The sequence below is a fragment of the Pseudomonas mandelii genome (assembly GCF_024138395.1).
GTDB classification, from domain to species: Bacteria; Pseudomonadota; Gammaproteobacteria; order Pseudomonadales; family Pseudomonadaceae; genus Aquipseudomonas; species Aquipseudomonas mandelii_E.
Map to the genome: position 1 here is coordinate 42680 of NZ_JAMYDU010000023.1, position 16907 is coordinate 59586.

The window sequence follows — 16907 nt, forward strand, 5'->3', positions numbered from 1 at the left end:
AAGCCAGCAAATAGAGACTATTTAGTGTCGGCTCATTGTCTGAAGCAGTAGGCTCTTGGAGATCGTGCCTTTGAACACACCCTGGCGATCCAGCACGGCAACGGGATTAACTGCATCCGCAACGATGTGAAAGACGTCCTGCAGGAGTACATCGTCGCGCAGCGTAGGAGTGGATTGATCCATGGCGTACGGATGCTCTGCGCAAATTTTCGCAACATCACCCGCCTTGAGGATCTTCGAGGCATCAAAGCCTTTGAAGAAAGCTCTGACGTAATCGTTCGCGGGGTTGCAAAGCAACTCTTGCGGGGTACCGATCTGAACTACCCGGCCACCCTCCATGATCGCAATGCGATGGCCAATGCGAATCGCCTCGTCAATGTCATGGGAGATGAAGATGATGGTGCGATGCTGTTCTGCCTGCAGGCGGATCAGTTCGCCCTGCATTTCGTGGCGAATCAACGGGTCGAGTGCCGAGAAGGCCTCGTCCATCAACAGGATGGCGGGGTCGTTGGCCAGCGCTCGGGCCAGGCCTACCCGCTGTTGCATACCGCCGGACAGTTGGTGCGGATAGCTGTAGGCGTGGCCATCGAGCCCCACCTGTTTAAGTGCCTCGAGTGCACGTTTATGCCGTTCATTTTCCTCGACACCCGAGATTTCCAGGCCGAAGGCAACGTTGTCGATAACACTCATGTGGGGCATCAGGGCAAACGACTGAAACACCATGCTCATGTCTTTGCGACGAACGCTGAGAAGGTCGGCGTCCGACAGACCAGTGATTTCTTGTCCGTTAAGATGGATCGTTCCGGAGGTTGGCTCGATCAGTCGATTGAACAACCGCACCATCGTCGACTTTCCGGAACCGGAAAGCCCCATGATGACGAAAATCTCTCCACGTTTTACGGAGAAACTGGCATCAAAAACGCCAACGACTTGACCGGTTTTGCTGAAAATTTCACTTTTATCAGCACCGCGAGCCAGCATCTCCATCGCGAGCTTTGGCTGAGTACCAAAGACTTTGTAAATGTTTTTTACCGAGAGTATTTCGTCACCAAGACTCATAACCCCTCCTGCTGTAAATACGACGTAAGATCAAGAGTTTAGATATACCTATCTTAATCAGTTAAGACGGTGCTTATGGGGGCAGTCAAGCTGGGAGAAAGGTTGGGAGTTAGTCATTGTGACCATCCTCTTTTATTATGTGATGTTTATTATTCTTGTTTTATCGGTGCCGAATTAATCAGTTCCTTGAGACCCAAGTTATTACCTTATAGAGTCAGCGTCTAACAACATTTCTTCCGGCCAATCAATAACGTCATGTTATCGATCAATTAGTCGTATCAATTTACGACTGTGACAGTGCTGGTTGCGAAGGCGACTGCCGCTGGCCCTGTCTTAGACCCTCTGTTTCAGCTACGCTCCAACATAGGCTCTAGGTGGAACCCTCTTGAACCGATCTCGTCCCAAACGGCTCTCCAAAGGGCCCCGAACCGGATATTCAATACTCTAGGTTATGGTTAAGCACATCGATCCAGACATGACGCTGCTGAAAATGCCGTCTCTGAAAGCAGTGAAGTCATTCGTAGCCGCCGCCAAATATCAGAGTTTTACGCGTGCGGCTGAAGCGCTGTGCGTTACTCAAGCGGCGATTAGCCGTCAGATTCGGGAGCTTGAGGCGTACCTTGGGGTGGATCTCTTCAAGAGGGTGGGGCGAGCCGTCGAGTTGACGGAGGCCGGATCCATCTTTTTTGATGCTGCACAGATATCTTTCGTCAACATTTCCCAAGCGGCGGAGCGCATTCGCACCAACAATGCAGGCAAGCGCACGTTGACACTTTGCTGTTCTCCCGCGTTTTCAGCCCTCTGGCTCGCAGCAAAGCTACCGGGTTTTTTTACCAAGAACGCAGACATCGACCTCAATCTGGTAACCACTCAGAACTTTTTGTCGATGGAGCCGGGTGTTACTCCAGACATCTTCATCACCAAAATGGCCAGGGTTCAGGATGGCTACCGCAGTTATCCGTTGTTTCATGACGTCATCTACCCGGTGTGCACACCTCGTTACAAAGAGGAGCACCCTGAGCTGTCCAGCCTGGAAGGATTACGCGACGGGGTTTTGCTAAACCTCAGCCCCTATGGCAGATCCCAGGTAGCGGAGCACGTTGACTGGGGCGTTTGGCTGGCTTATCACGATGTTGATATCGAGAAACGCCCCCACGACAGCCCTCACGTTTTCAACGCGAACGACTACAACCTGGTAATTAGCATGGTGTTGACCCATCAGGGCGTAGCTCTCGGATGGAATCACCTGGTTGCAAACCTGATCGAAAACGGCACGCTGATTCGTCCGATTGAAGAAGAAGTAGTTCTTCATGAAAGTCAGCACTATCTGACATTTCGAGAAGACCGGATCAATGACGACGCCTGTTGCCGGTTACGCGACTGGATTCTCGCCCAGTTTTCCTGAGCTGTTTAGAAGATAGGAGTACTGCCTGAGCAGTGACTCGGGGGCGAGGAGGGGAAGTTTGGGTATGCCGGTGGTGATCATTCGTGGTTCTCACCACCGGCAGTTTCGCACTTAGCCGACAGATCTTAACGGGATCGTGTCATTGAGCTGCTCAAGCATCGTTTTGCAGTACCAATGATCGAACTGGCACACACCAATTTCGCTGGCCACCGACAATGGACCCGGCTCGTAAGCAGGAGAGCTGACGCCGACCTGTGCGCCTTCAACCAAGGTGCGATCCTGGTCATTGGTTGCAAGCCAAACCTTGGTCAGGCGATCGATGTCGTAGTCGACACCTTCCTGCGCGTCCTTCTTGACGATCCATTTGGTAGTGACCAACGTCTCGCCCGGACCCATGGGCAGAACGCGGAAGCTCAGCGCGTGATCGCCCAGAAAGTGGTTCCAGGTGGATGGGTAGTTGAAATAAAGCAGCGCACCGATGTTGGCTTCACCGGTGGTGTCCAGCCGGCCGGCGACCGCAGGCTTGCCATCCATTGTGTAGCTGACGGCACCGGAAAACAGGGGGATGCGCGTCATTCGGAAACGACCTTCATCATCCATGACCAATCGGCTAGGCAGACCTGCCGCCTCGCAGCGATCCCAGTGCTCTTTGAGTTCGAGATCTTCATCGCCGCCGGCGCCGCCCACTGATGGGTTGTCCACGAACGAGTGCATCAATTCCGGATGGGTACAATCGCAGTGGTAGCACTCACGGTTGTTCTCGAAAACCAGTTTCCAATTGCCTTTCTCGATGATGTTCGACTCAAAGGCGACTTTGCAGTCGTCCAGGTTATGAGGCGCAACGAAAGGGGTGACGGATTTTCTGAACGACGAAAAGTCTGGGGCGACATCAGCTACGCATACATAGATGTACGTTTCGACGACCTCACAATGCACGGACTTCAACCCATGCTGAGACTTGTCGAAATCGTCCCCCATGTTCCCGGCGAACAGCAGGCGGCCATCCAGCTCGAATGTCCATTTGTGGTAAGGGCACACCAGCTTGGCGACCTTGCCGCTGGCTTCCGGGCACACCTTGGAACCGCGATGACGGCAGGAGTTGTGGAAGGCCCGAATCTGTTTGTCTGCGCCACGCACGATAGCGACAGGATAATCGCCGATTTGCAGCGACAAGTACTGACCCGACTTCTCCAGCTCAAATGTGTGCCCTGCGAAGATCCAGCTTTTGTGCCAGATCTGTTCCAGATCCTGCCTGTAAACGTCTGGATCGCTATAAAGGGCACCTGGCAGCGCGTGGTCAGGCTTGCGCTGCGCAATAAGATTTGAAACTGCCGATTTAGTGCTCACGGTCAACACACTCCAAAATACCAAAGGGACGACAAAAGACCATTATTTGCATAAATCTCGATATTGAGTAACGCCATTTCGCCGAAAATATCGCTGTTGTAAAGACTACGTCTGCAATCACACCCCAACAAGAAACTTTTACGCTTATCAATGCATAAACAAATGTTATCGATCGATAGCGTGGCTTTAATATCCTATTCGCAACCAATTGAATTTAAAGGATAAATATTTTTCGACTCTGTGCGCTATATCGCTTTAAAGATGTCTGCACGGGGAAGACACGCTATTGACCACTTTATTGCCCCATGCCAGTCTGGATTCAACAGCTAACGGTACTTAGTCAGTAAAACAACCTCTGGCGATCTCGTGTTTTGAGCATTGGGAACTGTCCCGTGAAAACATGGAGATTTTTATCGCGCCTCAAGGCATCAAAGCTGACGCGCTCGTTGACCTTCCACCTACCTCGCATTCGGAGCAACTATCTTGAAATTTGAAGGTATTTATACGCCAGCAGTTACGCCTTATAACTCTGATGGGGAGATTGACTGGAATGTGTACTCGGAAGTTTTGGAGTCGCTGATTGAGGCGAAGGTGCACGGCATTATTATCGGCGGCTCGACCGGCGAGTATTATGCGCAGACTTCGGAAGAACGCACCGAGTTGGCGGCCTACGCCAAAGATGTGATCGGCACTCGGGTGCAACTGATCGTCAGTACCGGGGCGATTCGCACCGAAGATGCGGTTCAGTACGCCAAGGATGCCAAATCGATCAAAGCGGACGCCATTCTCGTCACGTCCCCACCTTACGCGCTGCCAACCTCACAGGAAAACGCGATTCACGCGCTCACTATCGATCGCGCAGCGGACTTGCCGATCATGCTTTACAACTATCCGGGGCGCATGTGCGTTTCGATGGATGAAGAATATTTCACGCGTGTCAGTCAATCGAAAAACGTCGTCGCCATCAAGGAAAGTTCTGGCGACATGGGCCAGGTGCATAGGCTGGCCCGGCAGTTCCCCAACATCGCCTTGTCCTGCGGATGGGACGACCAGGCCCTCGAGTTTTTTGCCTGGGGCGCCCGCAGTTGGGTGTGCGCAGGTTCCAACTTCCTGCCCAAGGAACACGTTGCGCTTTATGAAGCCTGCGTGATCGAAAAGAACTTCGACAAAGGCCGTCAAATCATGTCGGCAATGATGCCGCTGATGAATGCCCTGGACGGTGGGAAGTTCGTGCAGTCGATCAAGTACGGTTGCGAAGTTGCCGGATTGAAAGTCGGTAACGTGCGCCTGCCATTGCAGCCACTTGAAGCGGACGAAAAGCTGAGTTTCGCGTCGGTCATTACTGAACTCAAACGTAACGTAGCCAACATTTCTTCGGGAGCCAGCCATGGGTGATCTTCTGAGCAAGGCCGAGTATGCCGCTCTGGCCAAAGATATTTCGTTGCCTTCCAAGGCGTTCATCAATGGCGCGTTTAAACCCGCGATCTCGGGCAAAACCTTCGCCACGAACAATCCGGCGACCGGTGACTTTTTGACCGACGTCGCCGCTTGTTCGTCCGAGGATGTCGACTTCGCGGTGAGCAATGCCAAGGAGGCCTTTGAGGATGGACGCTGGAGATCTGTTTCTCCTCGGGAGCGCAAAGCGGTTCTGTTGAAGTTTGCAAACCTGCTTGAAAGCCATCAACACGAACTGGCCGTCCTCGAAAGTCTCGATAGCGGCAAACCGGTCAGCGAATGTCAGTTGGTCGACATCCCCGACACCATCCACACGATCCGCTGGCACGCAGAACTGATCGACAAGATTTATGACAACACCGCCCCGGTGGGCAGCGACGCGCTGACCATGGTAGTTCGGGAGCCGATCGGCGTGGTGGGCTGCGTATTGCCCTGGAACTTCCCGCTGCTGATGCTGGCCTGGAAAATCGGCCCGGCGCTCGCTGCGGGCTGTTCAGTCATCGTCAAACCAGCTGAACAAACTTCGCTGACCACGTTGCGTGTCGCTCAACTGGCGTTTGAAGCCGGTATACCCGCTGGTGTACTGAACATTGTGACCGGTACGGGTAAAGAGGTCGGTGAGCCGATTGGCTTGCACAACGATGTCGACATGGTGAGCTTCACCGGCTCCACCGCGACCGGTCGCCGTTTCCTGCATTACGCCGCCGATTCGAACCTGAAACGCATCGTGCTTGAGTGCGGAGGAAAAAATCCGGCCGTGGTGATGGATGATGCCCAAGACCTGGATCTCGTCGCTCAGCATGTCGTCAATGGCGCGTTCTGGAACATGGGCGAAAACTGCTCCGCGACGTCACGTCTGATCGTCCATGCGTCTGTTAAAGACGAGCTGCTAGAGCGCATGGGCGCGTACATCCGCGAATGGAAAATGGGCGACCCACTCGATCCGGAAAACCGCGTAGGGTCGCTGGTCAGCCCTGAGCATTTTGCCAAAGTGAAGTCGTACCTTGAGCACGCCGCCGCTGGAAAGCTTGAAGTGGTTTACGGTGGCGCGACCAAAGACGGTGCCTTTGTAGAGCCAACGGTGATTGACGGTGTTGGTCGAGACAACCGGCTGTTCCAGGAAGAGATCTTCGGCCCGATTCTCTCGGTCACCTCCTTCAACACGATCTCCGAAGCCATTGCGCTGGCCAATGACACGGTATATGGCCTGGCGGCCTCTGTTTACACCGGCAGCCTGCGGCGGGCAATCAAGTTGTCGCGAGAAATCCGCGCCGGCATCGTCACCGTGAACTGCTTTGGTGAGGGTGATGCGTCGACGCCTTTCGGCGGCTACAAGGAATCAGGGTTCGGCGGTCGGGACAAATCCATCTTTGCCCATGACCAATACACCGAAATCAAAACCATCTGGATCGATGTGTCTGATCGGTCGGATGAAGAGACCGAAAAATGAGCACCCATACCATCAAGCGCCTGCCGGTAGACACCGGGGTTTCAGGTTGGGAGGCGATTTCCGCACGCACTGCGCCTGTCCGCATGCTTGATGGAAACGTGACGGCGGACTGGCTGATTATCGGTGCCGGTTTTGCCGGCCTTTCCGCCGCTCGCAGACTTTCACAGTTACACCCTGGCGACAGCATTGTTGTGGTCGATGCTCATGAAGTCGCCAAGGGGCCAGCGGGCAGAAACTCTGGCTTCATGATCGATGTGCCGCACAGTTTGTCGTCCGGGGAGTATTCCGTGGCGAGTGAGTCTGCAACGGCGCTGGAAATCACGCAAAATCGTTTTGCGATTGCTTTTGCCGCTGAAGCCGCGCGGGAGTACGGCATGTCTGCCGAAACGTTCGACCCTTCCGGGAAGATCAACGCGGCCGCCACTGAGCGGGGATTGAAGTTGAACGTCAATTACGCTCAATCTCTTGAACGAATTGGCGAGAAGTTCGAGATGTTTGATGCCGCGCAAATGCGCGAAATCACCGGGTCCACCTATTACCACGGTGGGATCTACACTCCCGGCGCAGTGATGATTCAACCCGCGCAATACATTAGGGACCTGGCAGCAGGGCTCGAAGGGAAAATCACGCTGTTCGAACGCTCTCCGATTATTGAATTGACCCAGCAGGGAAGTGGTTGGAGCGCTCGATCTCATAACGGGACGGTGCACGCCCCCAAGGTCATTCTGGGGGTTAACGGGCACATTGAAGACTTTGGCCATTATCAAGGACGCCTGTTGCACGTCTTCACTTACGCTTCCATGACAGCGGCGTACAGTGATGATGCATTCAGGAAAGAGGTGCCGGGCAAAGCCAAGTGGGCGTTGTTGCCGGCGGATCCAATGGGCGCGACCGTTCGCAAGATCTCTTCAGACGGTCTCTCGCGTATTGTCATTCGGACAAAGTTTACCTATGACCCGAGTATCCAGGTCACTCCAGAGCGGGTAGCTGCGGTGGCCAAAGAACAGCGACATTCCTTGGATGCACGCTTTCCCGAATTGAAATCCACTGCGTTGGAGTTCAGCTGGGCCGGCCGCCTGTGTTTGAGCCGCAACAGCGCCGCTGCATTTGGCGAGATCGAAGAAAACCTGTATTCGGCTTGCTGCGAAAATGGGTTGGGAACGGTCAAGAGCACCCTGGCAGGTGTCATGGCGGCGGAATTGGCTTCGGGTGTACGTTCTGATTTTCTGGATAGTTTCAGTCACGCGCCAGGACCCAGCAGGCTACCCCCCAAGATAATAACGAAGCTGGGTGTCAGTTCGGTCATTCGTTGGCATGAGTTTTGGGCCGGGCGAGAAGGTTAACAAGTTTAAGTTGTCGGCTTTTCCTTCAGATTCTCTTCATTCAAGCACTGAAATATGCAACCGCTTCTACCCCTGCAGCCTTGCTATGGAATCACTGTGAATCCGGTCGCGCCGGGCTGGATCGCCACAGGGTCAAGCACTCCAGAGGAAGAGAATGAAGCGAAGTATGTACCGGTTGGCAGGGCTTGTCGCCCGGAAGAAGTGGCGGCTGCCGTTACATTCCTGGCCTCACCTGAGTCCAGTTACATTACCGGCGAGTTGCTGGTGATCGATGGTGGCAATTGCCTGACAGAGAACAAAGCACCCAAGTAATCAATGCGTGCCCGCTGCAAAATTTTGCAGCGGGTCTGAGTCCGGCTTCGCGCGACTTGCAACGGAGGTAGGTGACTGACTCCCTCCGTCGCAGGTAAGGCTGCTTCGATCAAAACGGCAGTGGCAGTTTCGCCGTGCGCCCCCCATCCACCACCAGCACCTGCCCGGTGATGAAGGCCGATGATTCGGAGGCCAGGAAAACGACTGTCCCGCCAACATCCGCCGGCAATCCGGTACGCCCGACCGGGTGAAGGCGCAGGAGTGCCTGGCGCGCCGCACGCGGATCAGCTTGAGCGGAGAGGTATGCATCACTCAGCTCGGAATTGATCCACCCAGGAGCAATGGCATTGCAGCGGATGCTGTCTCGGCCGAGATCGATTGCCAAGGCTCGGGTCAACCCATGGATTCCCGCCTTGGAAGCGCAGTACGCGGCATGTTCAGGGTTGGCGCCTATCCCTTCGATCGACCCGATGTTGATGATGCTGCCACCGCCTCGCTGACGCATCTGAGGCACCAACGCCTTGCACAAGAACGCTGGCGCCCGCAGATTGACTGCCATCATGCGATCCCAGTCTTGTTCGGTCATATCATCAATGGATTTCTCGAACATGAACCCGGCGTTGTTAACCAATACATCGATACCGCCAAGCTGCTCCTGGGCGAACTGTGCAATCAAATTAGGTGACTCCATCGAGGCGAGATCAGCCTCGACGAAATAGACTTGAGGGTGATTTTGCAAGTCGGCGTCCAGTGCCTGGCGCTGAGCGATCAACACGCAAGCTCCCGCCTCAAGCAATTGTTCGGTGATGCCTCGGCCAATCCCTCTGCCGCCCCCGGTCACCACTACATTTTTACCTTTGAGCATCGCTACCTCTCCTTAGCCGGACACCGGCTTGGCGCCTGTAACTTCTACCGTTTCGCCGGCGATGTACCTGGCCTCGTCGGACGCCAGAAATGCAATGACATCCGCAATGTCTTCAGGCTCGGCGATACGGCCTAATGGCACGCTCTTGTTCAGTTCTTGCACGGCTTTGTCCGGATCCAAGCCGCGACGTTCAAAGCCGCTGCGTATCATCGGGGTATTGATTTCGTGCGGGCATACGGCATTGACGCGGATGCCCAAGGGGGCGCAATCACGACCCAGATTTTTGGTTAAAGCCGCGACAGCTCCTTTGCTTGTGCAATACGCAACATGAGCGGGGCCTGGATAAATGCCCCAGACAGATGATGTGTTGACGATTGCGGCACCCGGGCGATTTTTCATGTGCGGTATCGCGGCACGGCAGATGAAGAACACTGCATTCAGGTTTACGCCCATGGCGTCGAACCACATGTCGTCAGTGGTTTCCTCAATCGTGCCGCGGGGAATGATGCCCGCATTGTTCAATACGATGTCGATCCCCGAAAAAACATCGACGGCAGTTTGGACAATCGCTTCGCAATATTCTTTACGGCGTAAATCGCCTGCCACGTAGTGCACTTCGGCGCCTAAGTCACGGACTTTGGCGGAAATTGATTTGCAACCGGCTTCATCAAGATCAGACAAAACAAGCTTTGCGCCTTCTCGGGCGAACAATAGTGCTAACGCCTGTCCGACACCGCCGGCAGCGCCGGTAATGACCACCACTTTATTATTGAATTTCATCGGGCAACCTGCCTGGTAAGTTTTTGGCGGATCCATTATTTAATTTCAATGGAGCGCAGCGTCCAGCAACTTTTTTACAGGGCCAAAGATAACCTGACGTTATCCAAGAATTTCTGACTCGATAGTTTAGAACTGCGCTCAAACCGGTATGCCGAGCCGGTTGGCACGGGGCGGAATGTAGTTTAGCCGCTAACACAATCCCTGCCTGAGCATCGATGTGTCATGACGAGCAATCCCACGGAACGTGAGGTGTTCATAACGGGAGGTCATCGTTTATGTGTCTAAAATATCATTATGGACAGGGGGTATCAGCTGCTAAGGTTTTCTTTAAGTAGAAAGCTACAAATCTGCAATTTACAAGCCTCATTGTTTTGCTGGCAATACCTAGGCCGTTGAATACACAGAGTTTGAGCGCCTATGAATAAAAATAAATAACCGCCAGTACAGTCTTTTTGTTTGCACGCGCAGCAAACATCCTCTTGGCAATCCGCCGACAAATAAAAATCGAAGACAGGTTGCATAACTCAAACGACTAGGAGAGCCGAATGACGTTTACATTACCCAAGACCATGCACGCTGTGCTTCTGAAGGGGCATGGGGGTACGGAGCAACTGGAGTATCGAACCGATGTGCCAGTGCCTCGCCCTGGTGTCGGCGAAGTCTTGATAAAAGTTGGCGCTGCTGGAGTCAACAACACCGACATCAACACGCGTATTGGTTGGTACTCCAAACAAATAACCGGCGATACAAATTCGGGTGGCGCTTCTGGGTTCGCTCAGATCGACACTGAGGACGCATCCTGGTCTGGTGTGCCGCTCAAGTTTCCGCTGATCCAGGGCGCAGATTGCTGCGGGCGCATTGTTGCGGTTGGCCAAGGGGTGGACGATTCTCGAATCGGTCAGCGAGTACTGGTACGCAACATGCTGCGAGCACCGGTTGAGAATCGGCCGTTCGAGTGCTGGACTTACGGTTCAGACTGCAATGGGGCTTTTGCGCAATTTACAGTTGCGCCGGCAGCGGACACATGGCCGGTGAACAGTGATTGGAGCGATATCGAGTTAGCTTCTATTCCATGTGCCTATTCAACCGCCGAACTTTTACTCCAGCGTGTAGCCGTCAATGGCGCTGACAAAGTACTGATCACCGGTGCAAGTGGCGGTGTGGGATCGGCGGCGGTCCAGTTGGCAAAATACCGTGGCGCCGAGGTGATTGCAATTACCAGTGCAAGCAAGGCGGATCAAATTCTGACTCTGGGCGCCGATCGTGTTGTTCATCGAGACGCAAATTTAGTTGAGGCGCTTGGTGAAAATAGCGTCTCCGTGGTGCTGGATCTGGTGGGTGGCAAAGACTGGCCCGCACTCTTGCAAGTGCTCAAGCGAGGTGGTCGTTACGCTGTTTCGGGTGCTATCGCTGGCCCAATCGTCGAGCTGGATCTGCGAACGCTTTACTTGAAAGACCTCACATTTCATGGCTGCACTTTCCAGGAGGATGCAGTTTTCGATGAGTTGGTCGGTCATATTGAACACGGTCGCATCCGTCCCTTTGTCAGCAACAGTTATCCACTGTCCGACATTGCCAAGGCACAGAATGACTTCATAGAAAAATGTTATGCGGGAAAACTGGTATTAGTGCCACCACAGGAGAGTGTTTGTGAAGATCATTGAAATTGAAGTTTATCAAGTAGATCTGCCATACGCTGGCGGCGTTTATAAGCTGTCAGGCGGCCGTACTTACACAAGTTTTGACTCCACGATAGTGCGTATTTGTACAGACACTGGTCTTGAAGGCTGGGGCGAGTCGACGCCTTTTGGCCCGAACTATATTGCAGCGCACGCCCTGGGTGTGAGAGCGGGTATCGCCGAAATGGCGGACCTGCTCATCGGCCGGGATCCCCGTCAGGTTGACCGTATCAACGATCTCATGGACAGCACCTTGATGGGCCACCTTCATGCGAAAGCTGCGATTGATGTGGCTTGCTGGGACATCCTGGGCAAAGCGGTCGGGATGCCGGTGTGTGAACTGCTGGGGGGCAGTACAGGACTTTCCATGCCGATTATCGACTCGACCTATGCCGGCGATCCTGAAGACATGCGTCGTCGAATTGCTCAGACTCGAAAGCAAGGGTACCTGGGGCATTCGGTGAAGGTCGGCGCGACACCGGAGGAGGGTGGGCCCGCGCTGGATGCCGCGCGCATTGAGGCATCACTTGCAGATGCCCGCCCCGAGGAATACTTCATCGTTGATTGCAACGGTGGCCTGACGGTAGAACATGCATTGCGCATGCTGAAACTGCTGCCATCCGGGCTGGACTTCGTGCTTGAGGCGCCATGCGCCACCTGGGCTGAGCACATGTCCCTGCGCCAGCGAACCAATGTGCCGCTGATCATGGACGAGCTGGCGACGGATGAAGCTTCGGTGATGCAACTGATCAGCGAGAAGGCTGCAGACGGTATTGGTCTGAAAGTTTCCAAACATGGCGGCCTGACCAGAGCCCGACGTCTGCGCGACATGTGCATGACCTCCGGCTTGACGATGAGTGTCCAGGAGACCGCTGGCTCACAGGTAGCGTTCGCCGCACTGACTCACCTCGGGCAATCTATCCCGCACCGAAATCTGCGCTGCGTGCTTGATACGCGCGATATGTATCCACCGATCACGGCACACGTCGACATTCCCGTGGTGGATGGCCGTATCCGTGCCCCGCAGACCCCAGGATTGGGCATCACGATCAATCGGGACGTCGTCGGTGAACCCGTAACGGTATATCGCTGAGTTGATCTCCAGCCGCGCGGCGCATGAAGTTTTTCGGGCGTCGCTTTCTTTGTGTGAAATCCGCGCCTTTCCACCAGTGAATTGATTCGTATCCATTAACGGTGTGATCACTTTATTTTAGAAGACGTACGTCTCGGAAATGTACGCCTATGTACATTCCGTGTACGCCACAGATCTTGGGGTGTACAGTGACGAGGAATTTTCAAAGAAAGGTCATCCCGAATGTCACAGACAGGAAGGGCGAAAACAAAAGCGCAGGACGCAGGCTGGCGAGGCTCCGTCGATGGTTGGCTGGACGCCGCCTACGATGCTCTTAAAGAGTCGGGTGTGGATGCTGTGCGGGTGATGCCGCTGGCCAAACGCTTGAATTTGTCCCGTACCAGCTTCTATTGGTTCTATGAAGATCGGGAACAGCTACTCGCGGCGCTCCTGGCCCGCTGGAAGGACAAGAACACCGGCGGGATGATCAGTCAATGTGAGAGTTACGCTGAAAGTATTTCCGAAGCGATTCTCAACGTTTTCGAGTGCTGGCTGAACCCTGAAGTGTTCGACTCGCAATTCGAATTTGCCGTGCGCAGTTGGGCGTTGCAATCGGACGAAGTCACCGCTGAAATCGCTTTGGCCGATGAGGCGCGGATGAATGCCTTGGCCACCATGTTCCGACGGTTCGGCTACGACGGTGAGGCTGCCGACGTTCGAGCCAGGACGATCTACCTCACACAGATCGGCTACATCTCCATGAAAACCAATGAAGATATCGTCGTTCGATTTCGACGGATTCCTCAGTACGTGAGCGTGTTTACCGGCAAAGCACCGAAGCGGCGCGAGCTGGACCGCTTTTATGGAAAGTTCGGCTACGCAGAAAAAGAGCCCGGTGTTTTCGTTCCCTTGGTTGAAACATTCGAGGAGTCCACTGCCGATGAATAAAACCCTGGGCATCATCGGCGGCACCGGTTGGCTGGGGCGGGCAATCGCCGAGGCGCTGCTCGATAGCAGGTTCATCGGGCCTGACCGTTTATTGATCTCGAACCGCTCCGGCGTCAGTACTTTCGGGCCAGACGTTAGGCTGTTGGCCGACAACCAGCAGTTGGTTGAGCTCAGCGACAGGGTCGTGCTGTCCATCCGGCCGGAGCAGTTTCGCGAACTCAAAATCGATGCCCGCGGCAAGCTGGTGATTTCCTTGATGGCCGGCGTTCCGGCGGTAGCCATCAGCGCAGCCACCGGCGCGGATGTGGTCGTGCGGGCCATGCCGAATGCGGCCGTGGAAATCAGGCAATCATTCACGCCCTGGTACAGTGCCGGGAATCTGGGTGATCACGACCGCAAGTGGATGCAGCGTCTGTTCGAATGCGTAGGTTCGGCGGACGAAGTGCCGGATGAAGACTGCATTGATTACCTCAGTGCGTTGTCCGGGACTGGGCCGGCCTTCCCGGCAATGTTGCAAATGGCACTGACTAATCAGGCGGTGGCTGCGGGAATTCCCCTTGCCATCGCGCAGCGAGCTGCACAAGGCGTAGTGGTGGGGGGCGGCCAGATGCTTGCCAACCGCGATCCGCGGCAAGTGATTGAGTCGTTGATGGCTTACCGTGGCGTGACGGCAGCAGCGCTGCAGTCGATGGCCGATCAAAACATCGAGTCGATTGTGGGGCGAGCCGTGCAGGCAGGCGCTGAAATTGCCCGCAAAGGCATGTAGCCGAAGAGATAAGCAATGAAGGCCCGCTGAAGGGCCTTCATTGGGTTGTGGTGGTGTTGGGAGCTGGCCATTCATGGCAGCGCTCCCGACGAGTAATGGATGACGGTTCGTTCAGAGATCTTTCACCAGACGCAGCGCGTCATAGATGGCCGCGTGGGTATTACGGGCCGACACTGCATCGCCGATCCGGAACAGCTGGAAGCGTCCTTCGGGATGGGTGACGATGTTCTGCGCGTTGCCGGCGATCAGGTCATGTTGTTCTACCGCGCCGCCATTGGTGGAAAGAGGCCGAAGCTCAAAGTACAAATCGTCCAGGGGAAGGGTGCCGTGGTTTATGACCACCTGATCGACCACGCGCTGCTTGTGAACCTGTCCGTAATCGCTGCCAAAGGTTGCAACGAGCCCGCCATCACGCTTTTGCACCGTATCGACGCGGTAGGTCACGGTGAAGGTGACGTCCAGATCTTGCAGACTGCGCATGTAGGGCACCAGGTTCATGGCCATGACTTCAGGTGCAAACGAGCGGTCAGGGGTGACGATCTCCACGGTCGCGCCGCTTTGCGCGATGACCTCGGCAGCCTGCAGGGCGGCATGATCCCCCGCATCGTCGAAGATCAGTACGTTGCGACCGGGCTTGATGTCACCGGAAATGATGTCCCAGGTTGAAACCACCAGTTCGTTGCCCTCGCGGAGCACCTCGGTATCCGGCAGGCCGCCGGTCGCAACGATGACCACGTCTGGCTCGAAGGCTTGCACGGTGTCGGCTTCGGCCCAGGTATTGAAGTGAAACTTCACCCCCAACCGTTCGCATTGCGCCATGCGCCAATCAATGATGCTGATCATCTCGCGACGACGCTCGCTCAACGCAGTCAGACGAATCTGCCCGCCAGGTCGGTCAGCCGCCTCAAGCACCGTTACGTCATGACCGCGCTCACCGGCGACCCGCGCCGCTTCCAGCCCGGCAGGGCCGGTACCGACCACTAGCACGTTGCGCTTGACGGCGGCTTTGGGGATGTCATGGGGCATGGTGGTTTCGCGGCCGGTCGCCGCATTGTGAATGCAGTAGGCCGCGCCGCCCTGGTAGATGCGATCCAGGCAATAGTTGGCGCCCACGCACGGGCGAATGTCTTCTTCGCGCTTCTCGATGATTTTGCGCACAATGTGCGGATCGGTCATGTGCGCACGGGTCATGCCCACCATGTCCACTTTGCCCGAGGCGATCGCGTAGCGCGCGGTGGCCACGTCGGGAATCTTCGCCGCGTGGAAGGTCGGGAAGCCTGTTGCCGAACGGATCTCGCCGGCGAAGTCGAGGTGGGGTGAGTTGCGCATACCCTGAATCGGGATGACATCGGTCAAGCCGGCGTCCGTATCGATGTGGCCGCGTACCACGTTCAGAAAATCGACCAGCCCGCTGTCCTTGAGCATGTGGGAAATCTGCATGCCCTCGCTGGCATTGAAGCCCCCGGGCAGTTCTTCGTCACCGGTGTAGCGAACCCCGAGCAGAAAATCTTCGCCGACCCGCTGGCGGATACCGCGCAGGATGTCGAAGGTAAAGCGCATACGGTTTTCCAGCGAGCCGCCGTAAGGGCCGTCGAGGTCATTGGTCAACGGTGACCAGAACTGGTCCATCAAATGCCCGTAAGCCTGAAGCTCCAGACCATCGAGACCTGCCGCCTTCATGCGCTCCGCGGCGTCTACATAGTCCTTGATGATCCGCTCGATGTCCCATTCCTCCATTTTCTTCGGGAAGGAGCGGTGCGACGCCTCGCGACGGTGTGATGGCGACACCACCGGCAACCAGTCGGCCTTATCCCAGCGGGTGCGACGGCCCAAGTGAGTCAGCTGGATCATCACTGCCGCGCCATGTTCGTGGCATTCATCGGTCAGGTCCTTCAACCATCCGACCACTTCGTCCTTGTAGGCGAGCACATTGTTGAACACCGGCGGGCTGTCTCGAGACACGGCCGCCGAGCCGGCGGTCATGGTCAGCGCGACGCCTGCTTTTGCGCGCTCTACGTGATAGGCGCGGTACAAATCCTTGGGCATGCCGTCGACTGGATAGGCCGGCTCATGGGAGGTGGTCATGATCCGGTTTCTGAGCGTCAGGTTCTTGATCTTATAGGGTTGCAGCAGGGGATCGCTGGACATCGTGGTGCCCTCCATCATGGGTCTTATCAGGCTCGGTGACTTAAAATTAGGATAAATGTACACCTGTGTCAACGAATGCTGACACAGGTGTACATTTTGCTTGCGTGCCAAAAAATCCAGGATTAACATCCGTCAAAACCCGGGCTGATTTGATTCGTACGCGCCTGGCTGCCATCGCATTGAGCGATCAGTGCCCGCGCAGTGATGAACGTGCGCGCAGCGGCAAACCGCACTCGTGAGGCGGACGTGAAAGTGGGCGTTATAGGTGACGGTTCAGG

At 55.3% G+C, this 16907-nt stretch carries 13 protein-coding genes and 2 pseudogenes; 10 read left to right on the forward strand and 5 right to left on the reverse strand.

Going from position 1 to position 16907, the window contains the following annotated elements; genetic code table 11:
• Positions 1-21: 21 nt before the first annotated feature.
• Entirely contained in the window at positions 22-1059 is a 1038-nt protein-coding gene (locus NHU87_RS23790; protein ID WP_253552925.1) for a quaternary amine ABC transporter ATP-binding protein, read from the reverse strand.
• A 451-nt stretch (positions 1060-1510) separates the two neighbouring features.
• On the opposite strand from NHU87_RS23790, the gene NHU87_RS23795 reads away from it, so the two are divergent.
• The gene (locus NHU87_RS23795) at positions 1511-2464 is read left to right on the forward strand and encodes a LysR family transcriptional regulator (RefSeq protein ID WP_191630287.1); all 954 of its coding nucleotides are present in this window, start codon (positions 1511-1513) and stop codon (positions 2462-2464) included.
• Positions 2465-2575: 111 nt separating this feature from the next.
• Here the strand turns inward: NHU87_RS23795 and NHU87_RS23800 are convergent, their stop codons facing one another.
• Positions 2576-3811 (reverse strand): aromatic ring-hydroxylating oxygenase subunit alpha, encoded by a 1236-nt coding sequence (locus NHU87_RS23800; protein ID WP_253552927.1) that lies wholly within the window; start codon positions 3809-3811, stop codon positions 2576-2578.
• Between the two features lie 370 nt (positions 3812-4181).
• On the opposite strand from NHU87_RS23800, the pseudogene NHU87_RS28515 reads away from it, so the two are divergent.
• The 5 genes and pseudogenes from NHU87_RS28515 to NHU87_RS23820 form a co-directional block, all read left to right on the forward strand.
• A pseudogene (locus tag NHU87_RS28515) lies at positions 4182-4298 on the forward strand (GntR family transcriptional regulator); the annotation flags it as partial.
• A complete protein-coding gene (locus NHU87_RS23805; protein WP_253552929.1) occupies positions 4295-5206 on the forward strand; it encodes a dihydrodipicolinate synthase family protein in 912 nt (303 codons plus the stop codon). The pseudogene NHU87_RS28515 and the gene NHU87_RS23805, both read left to right, overlap by 4 nt.
• Positions 5199-6716, forward strand: a complete 1518-nt coding sequence (locus NHU87_RS23810; RefSeq protein WP_253552930.1) for an aldehyde dehydrogenase — start codon at positions 5199-5201, stop codon at positions 6714-6716. The genes NHU87_RS23805 and NHU87_RS23810 overlap by 8 nt, the downstream gene beginning before the upstream one ends.
• On the forward strand, positions 6713-8059 hold the full coding sequence (locus tag NHU87_RS23815; RefSeq protein ID WP_253552931.1) for an NAD(P)/FAD-dependent oxidoreductase: 1347 nt from the start codon (positions 6713-6715) through the stop codon (positions 8057-8059). Before NHU87_RS23810 ends, NHU87_RS23815 begins: the two co-directional genes overlap by 4 nt.
• 87 nt (positions 8060-8146) lie before the next feature.
• Positions 8147-8371: pseudogene (locus NHU87_RS23820) on the forward strand (SDR family oxidoreductase); the annotation flags it as partial.
• A 109-nt stretch (positions 8372-8480) separates the two neighbouring features.
• Here NHU87_RS23820 and NHU87_RS23825 read toward each other — a convergent pair.
• Together NHU87_RS23825 and NHU87_RS23830 are read right to left on the reverse strand one after the other, a co-directional pair.
• The gene (locus tag NHU87_RS23825; RefSeq protein WP_253552932.1) at positions 8481-9236 is read right to left on the reverse strand and encodes an SDR family NAD(P)-dependent oxidoreductase; all 756 of its coding nucleotides are present in this window, start codon (positions 9234-9236) and stop codon (positions 8481-8483) included.
• A 12-nt stretch (positions 9237-9248) separates the two neighbouring features.
• The gene (locus tag NHU87_RS23830; RefSeq protein ID WP_095942149.1) at positions 9249-10016 is read right to left on the reverse strand and encodes an SDR family NAD(P)-dependent oxidoreductase; all 768 of its coding nucleotides are present in this window, start codon (positions 10014-10016) and stop codon (positions 9249-9251) included.
• Between the two features lie 545 nt (positions 10017-10561).
• Between NHU87_RS23830 and NHU87_RS23835 the strand changes: the two genes are divergently transcribed.
• The 4 genes from NHU87_RS23835 (at position 10562) to NHU87_RS23850 (ending at position 14481) form a co-directional block, all read left to right on the forward strand.
• Positions 10562-11680, forward strand: a complete 1119-nt coding sequence (locus NHU87_RS23835) for an alcohol dehydrogenase family protein (RefSeq protein WP_253552933.1) — start codon at positions 10562-10564, stop codon at positions 11678-11680.
• Positions 11667-12788, forward strand: a complete 1122-nt coding sequence (locus NHU87_RS23840; RefSeq protein ID WP_253552934.1) for a mandelate racemase/muconate lactonizing enzyme family protein — start codon at positions 11667-11669, stop codon at positions 12786-12788. The genes NHU87_RS23835 and NHU87_RS23840 overlap by 14 nt, the downstream gene beginning before the upstream one ends.
• A 222-nt stretch (positions 12789-13010) precedes the next feature.
• Positions 13011-13715, forward strand: a complete 705-nt coding sequence (locus tag NHU87_RS23845) for a TetR/AcrR family transcriptional regulator (RefSeq protein WP_253552935.1) — start codon at positions 13011-13013, stop codon at positions 13713-13715.
• A complete protein-coding gene (locus NHU87_RS23850) occupies positions 13708-14481 on the forward strand; it encodes a pyrroline-5-carboxylate reductase family protein (protein ID WP_253552937.1) in 774 nt (257 codons plus the stop codon). Before NHU87_RS23845 ends, NHU87_RS23850 begins: the two co-directional genes overlap by 8 nt.
• Positions 14482-14592: 111 nt before the next feature.
• Here the strand turns inward: NHU87_RS23850 and NHU87_RS23855 are convergent, their stop codons facing one another.
• Positions 14593-16629: an NADH:flavin oxidoreductase gene (locus NHU87_RS23855; RefSeq protein WP_253552939.1), complete on the reverse strand. Its 2037-nt coding sequence runs from the start codon at positions 16627-16629 to the stop codon at positions 14593-14595.
• Positions 16630-16907 lie beyond the last annotated feature (278 nt).

Coding starts and splice junctions, on each gene's coding strand:
- NHU87_RS23825 (WP_253552932.1), bottom strand. CDS start 9,236: ATGCTCAAAGGTAAAAATGTAGTGGTGACCGGGGGCGGCAGAGGGATT.
- NHU87_RS23835 (WP_253552933.1), top strand. CDS start 10,562: ATGACGTTTACATTACCCAAGACCATGCACGCTGTGCTTCTGAAGGGG.
- NHU87_RS23850 (WP_253552937.1), top strand. CDS start 13,708: ATGAATAAAACCCTGGGCATCATCGGCGGCACCGGTTGGCTGGGGCGG.
- NHU87_RS23815 (WP_253552931.1), top strand. CDS start 6,713: ATGAGCACCCATACCATCAAGCGCCTGCCGGTAGACACCGGGGTTTCA.
- NHU87_RS23830 (WP_095942149.1), bottom strand. CDS start 10,016: ATGAAATTCAATAATAAAGTGGTGGTCATTACCGGCGCTGCCGGCGGT.
- NHU87_RS23795 (WP_191630287.1), top strand. CDS start 1,511: ATGGTTAAGCACATCGATCCAGACATGACGCTGCTGAAAATGCCGTCT.
- NHU87_RS23810 (WP_253552930.1), top strand. CDS start 5,199: ATGGGTGATCTTCTGAGCAAGGCCGAGTATGCCGCTCTGGCCAAAGAT.
- NHU87_RS23855 (WP_253552939.1), bottom strand. CDS start 16,629: ATGTCCAGCGATCCCCTGCTGCAACCCTATAAGATCAAGAACCTGACG.
- NHU87_RS23790 (WP_253552925.1), bottom strand. CDS start 1,059: ATGAGTCTTGGTGACGAAATACTCTCGGTAAAAAACATTTACAAAGTC.
- NHU87_RS23845 (WP_253552935.1), top strand. CDS start 13,011: ATGTCACAGACAGGAAGGGCGAAAACAAAAGCGCAGGACGCAGGCTGG.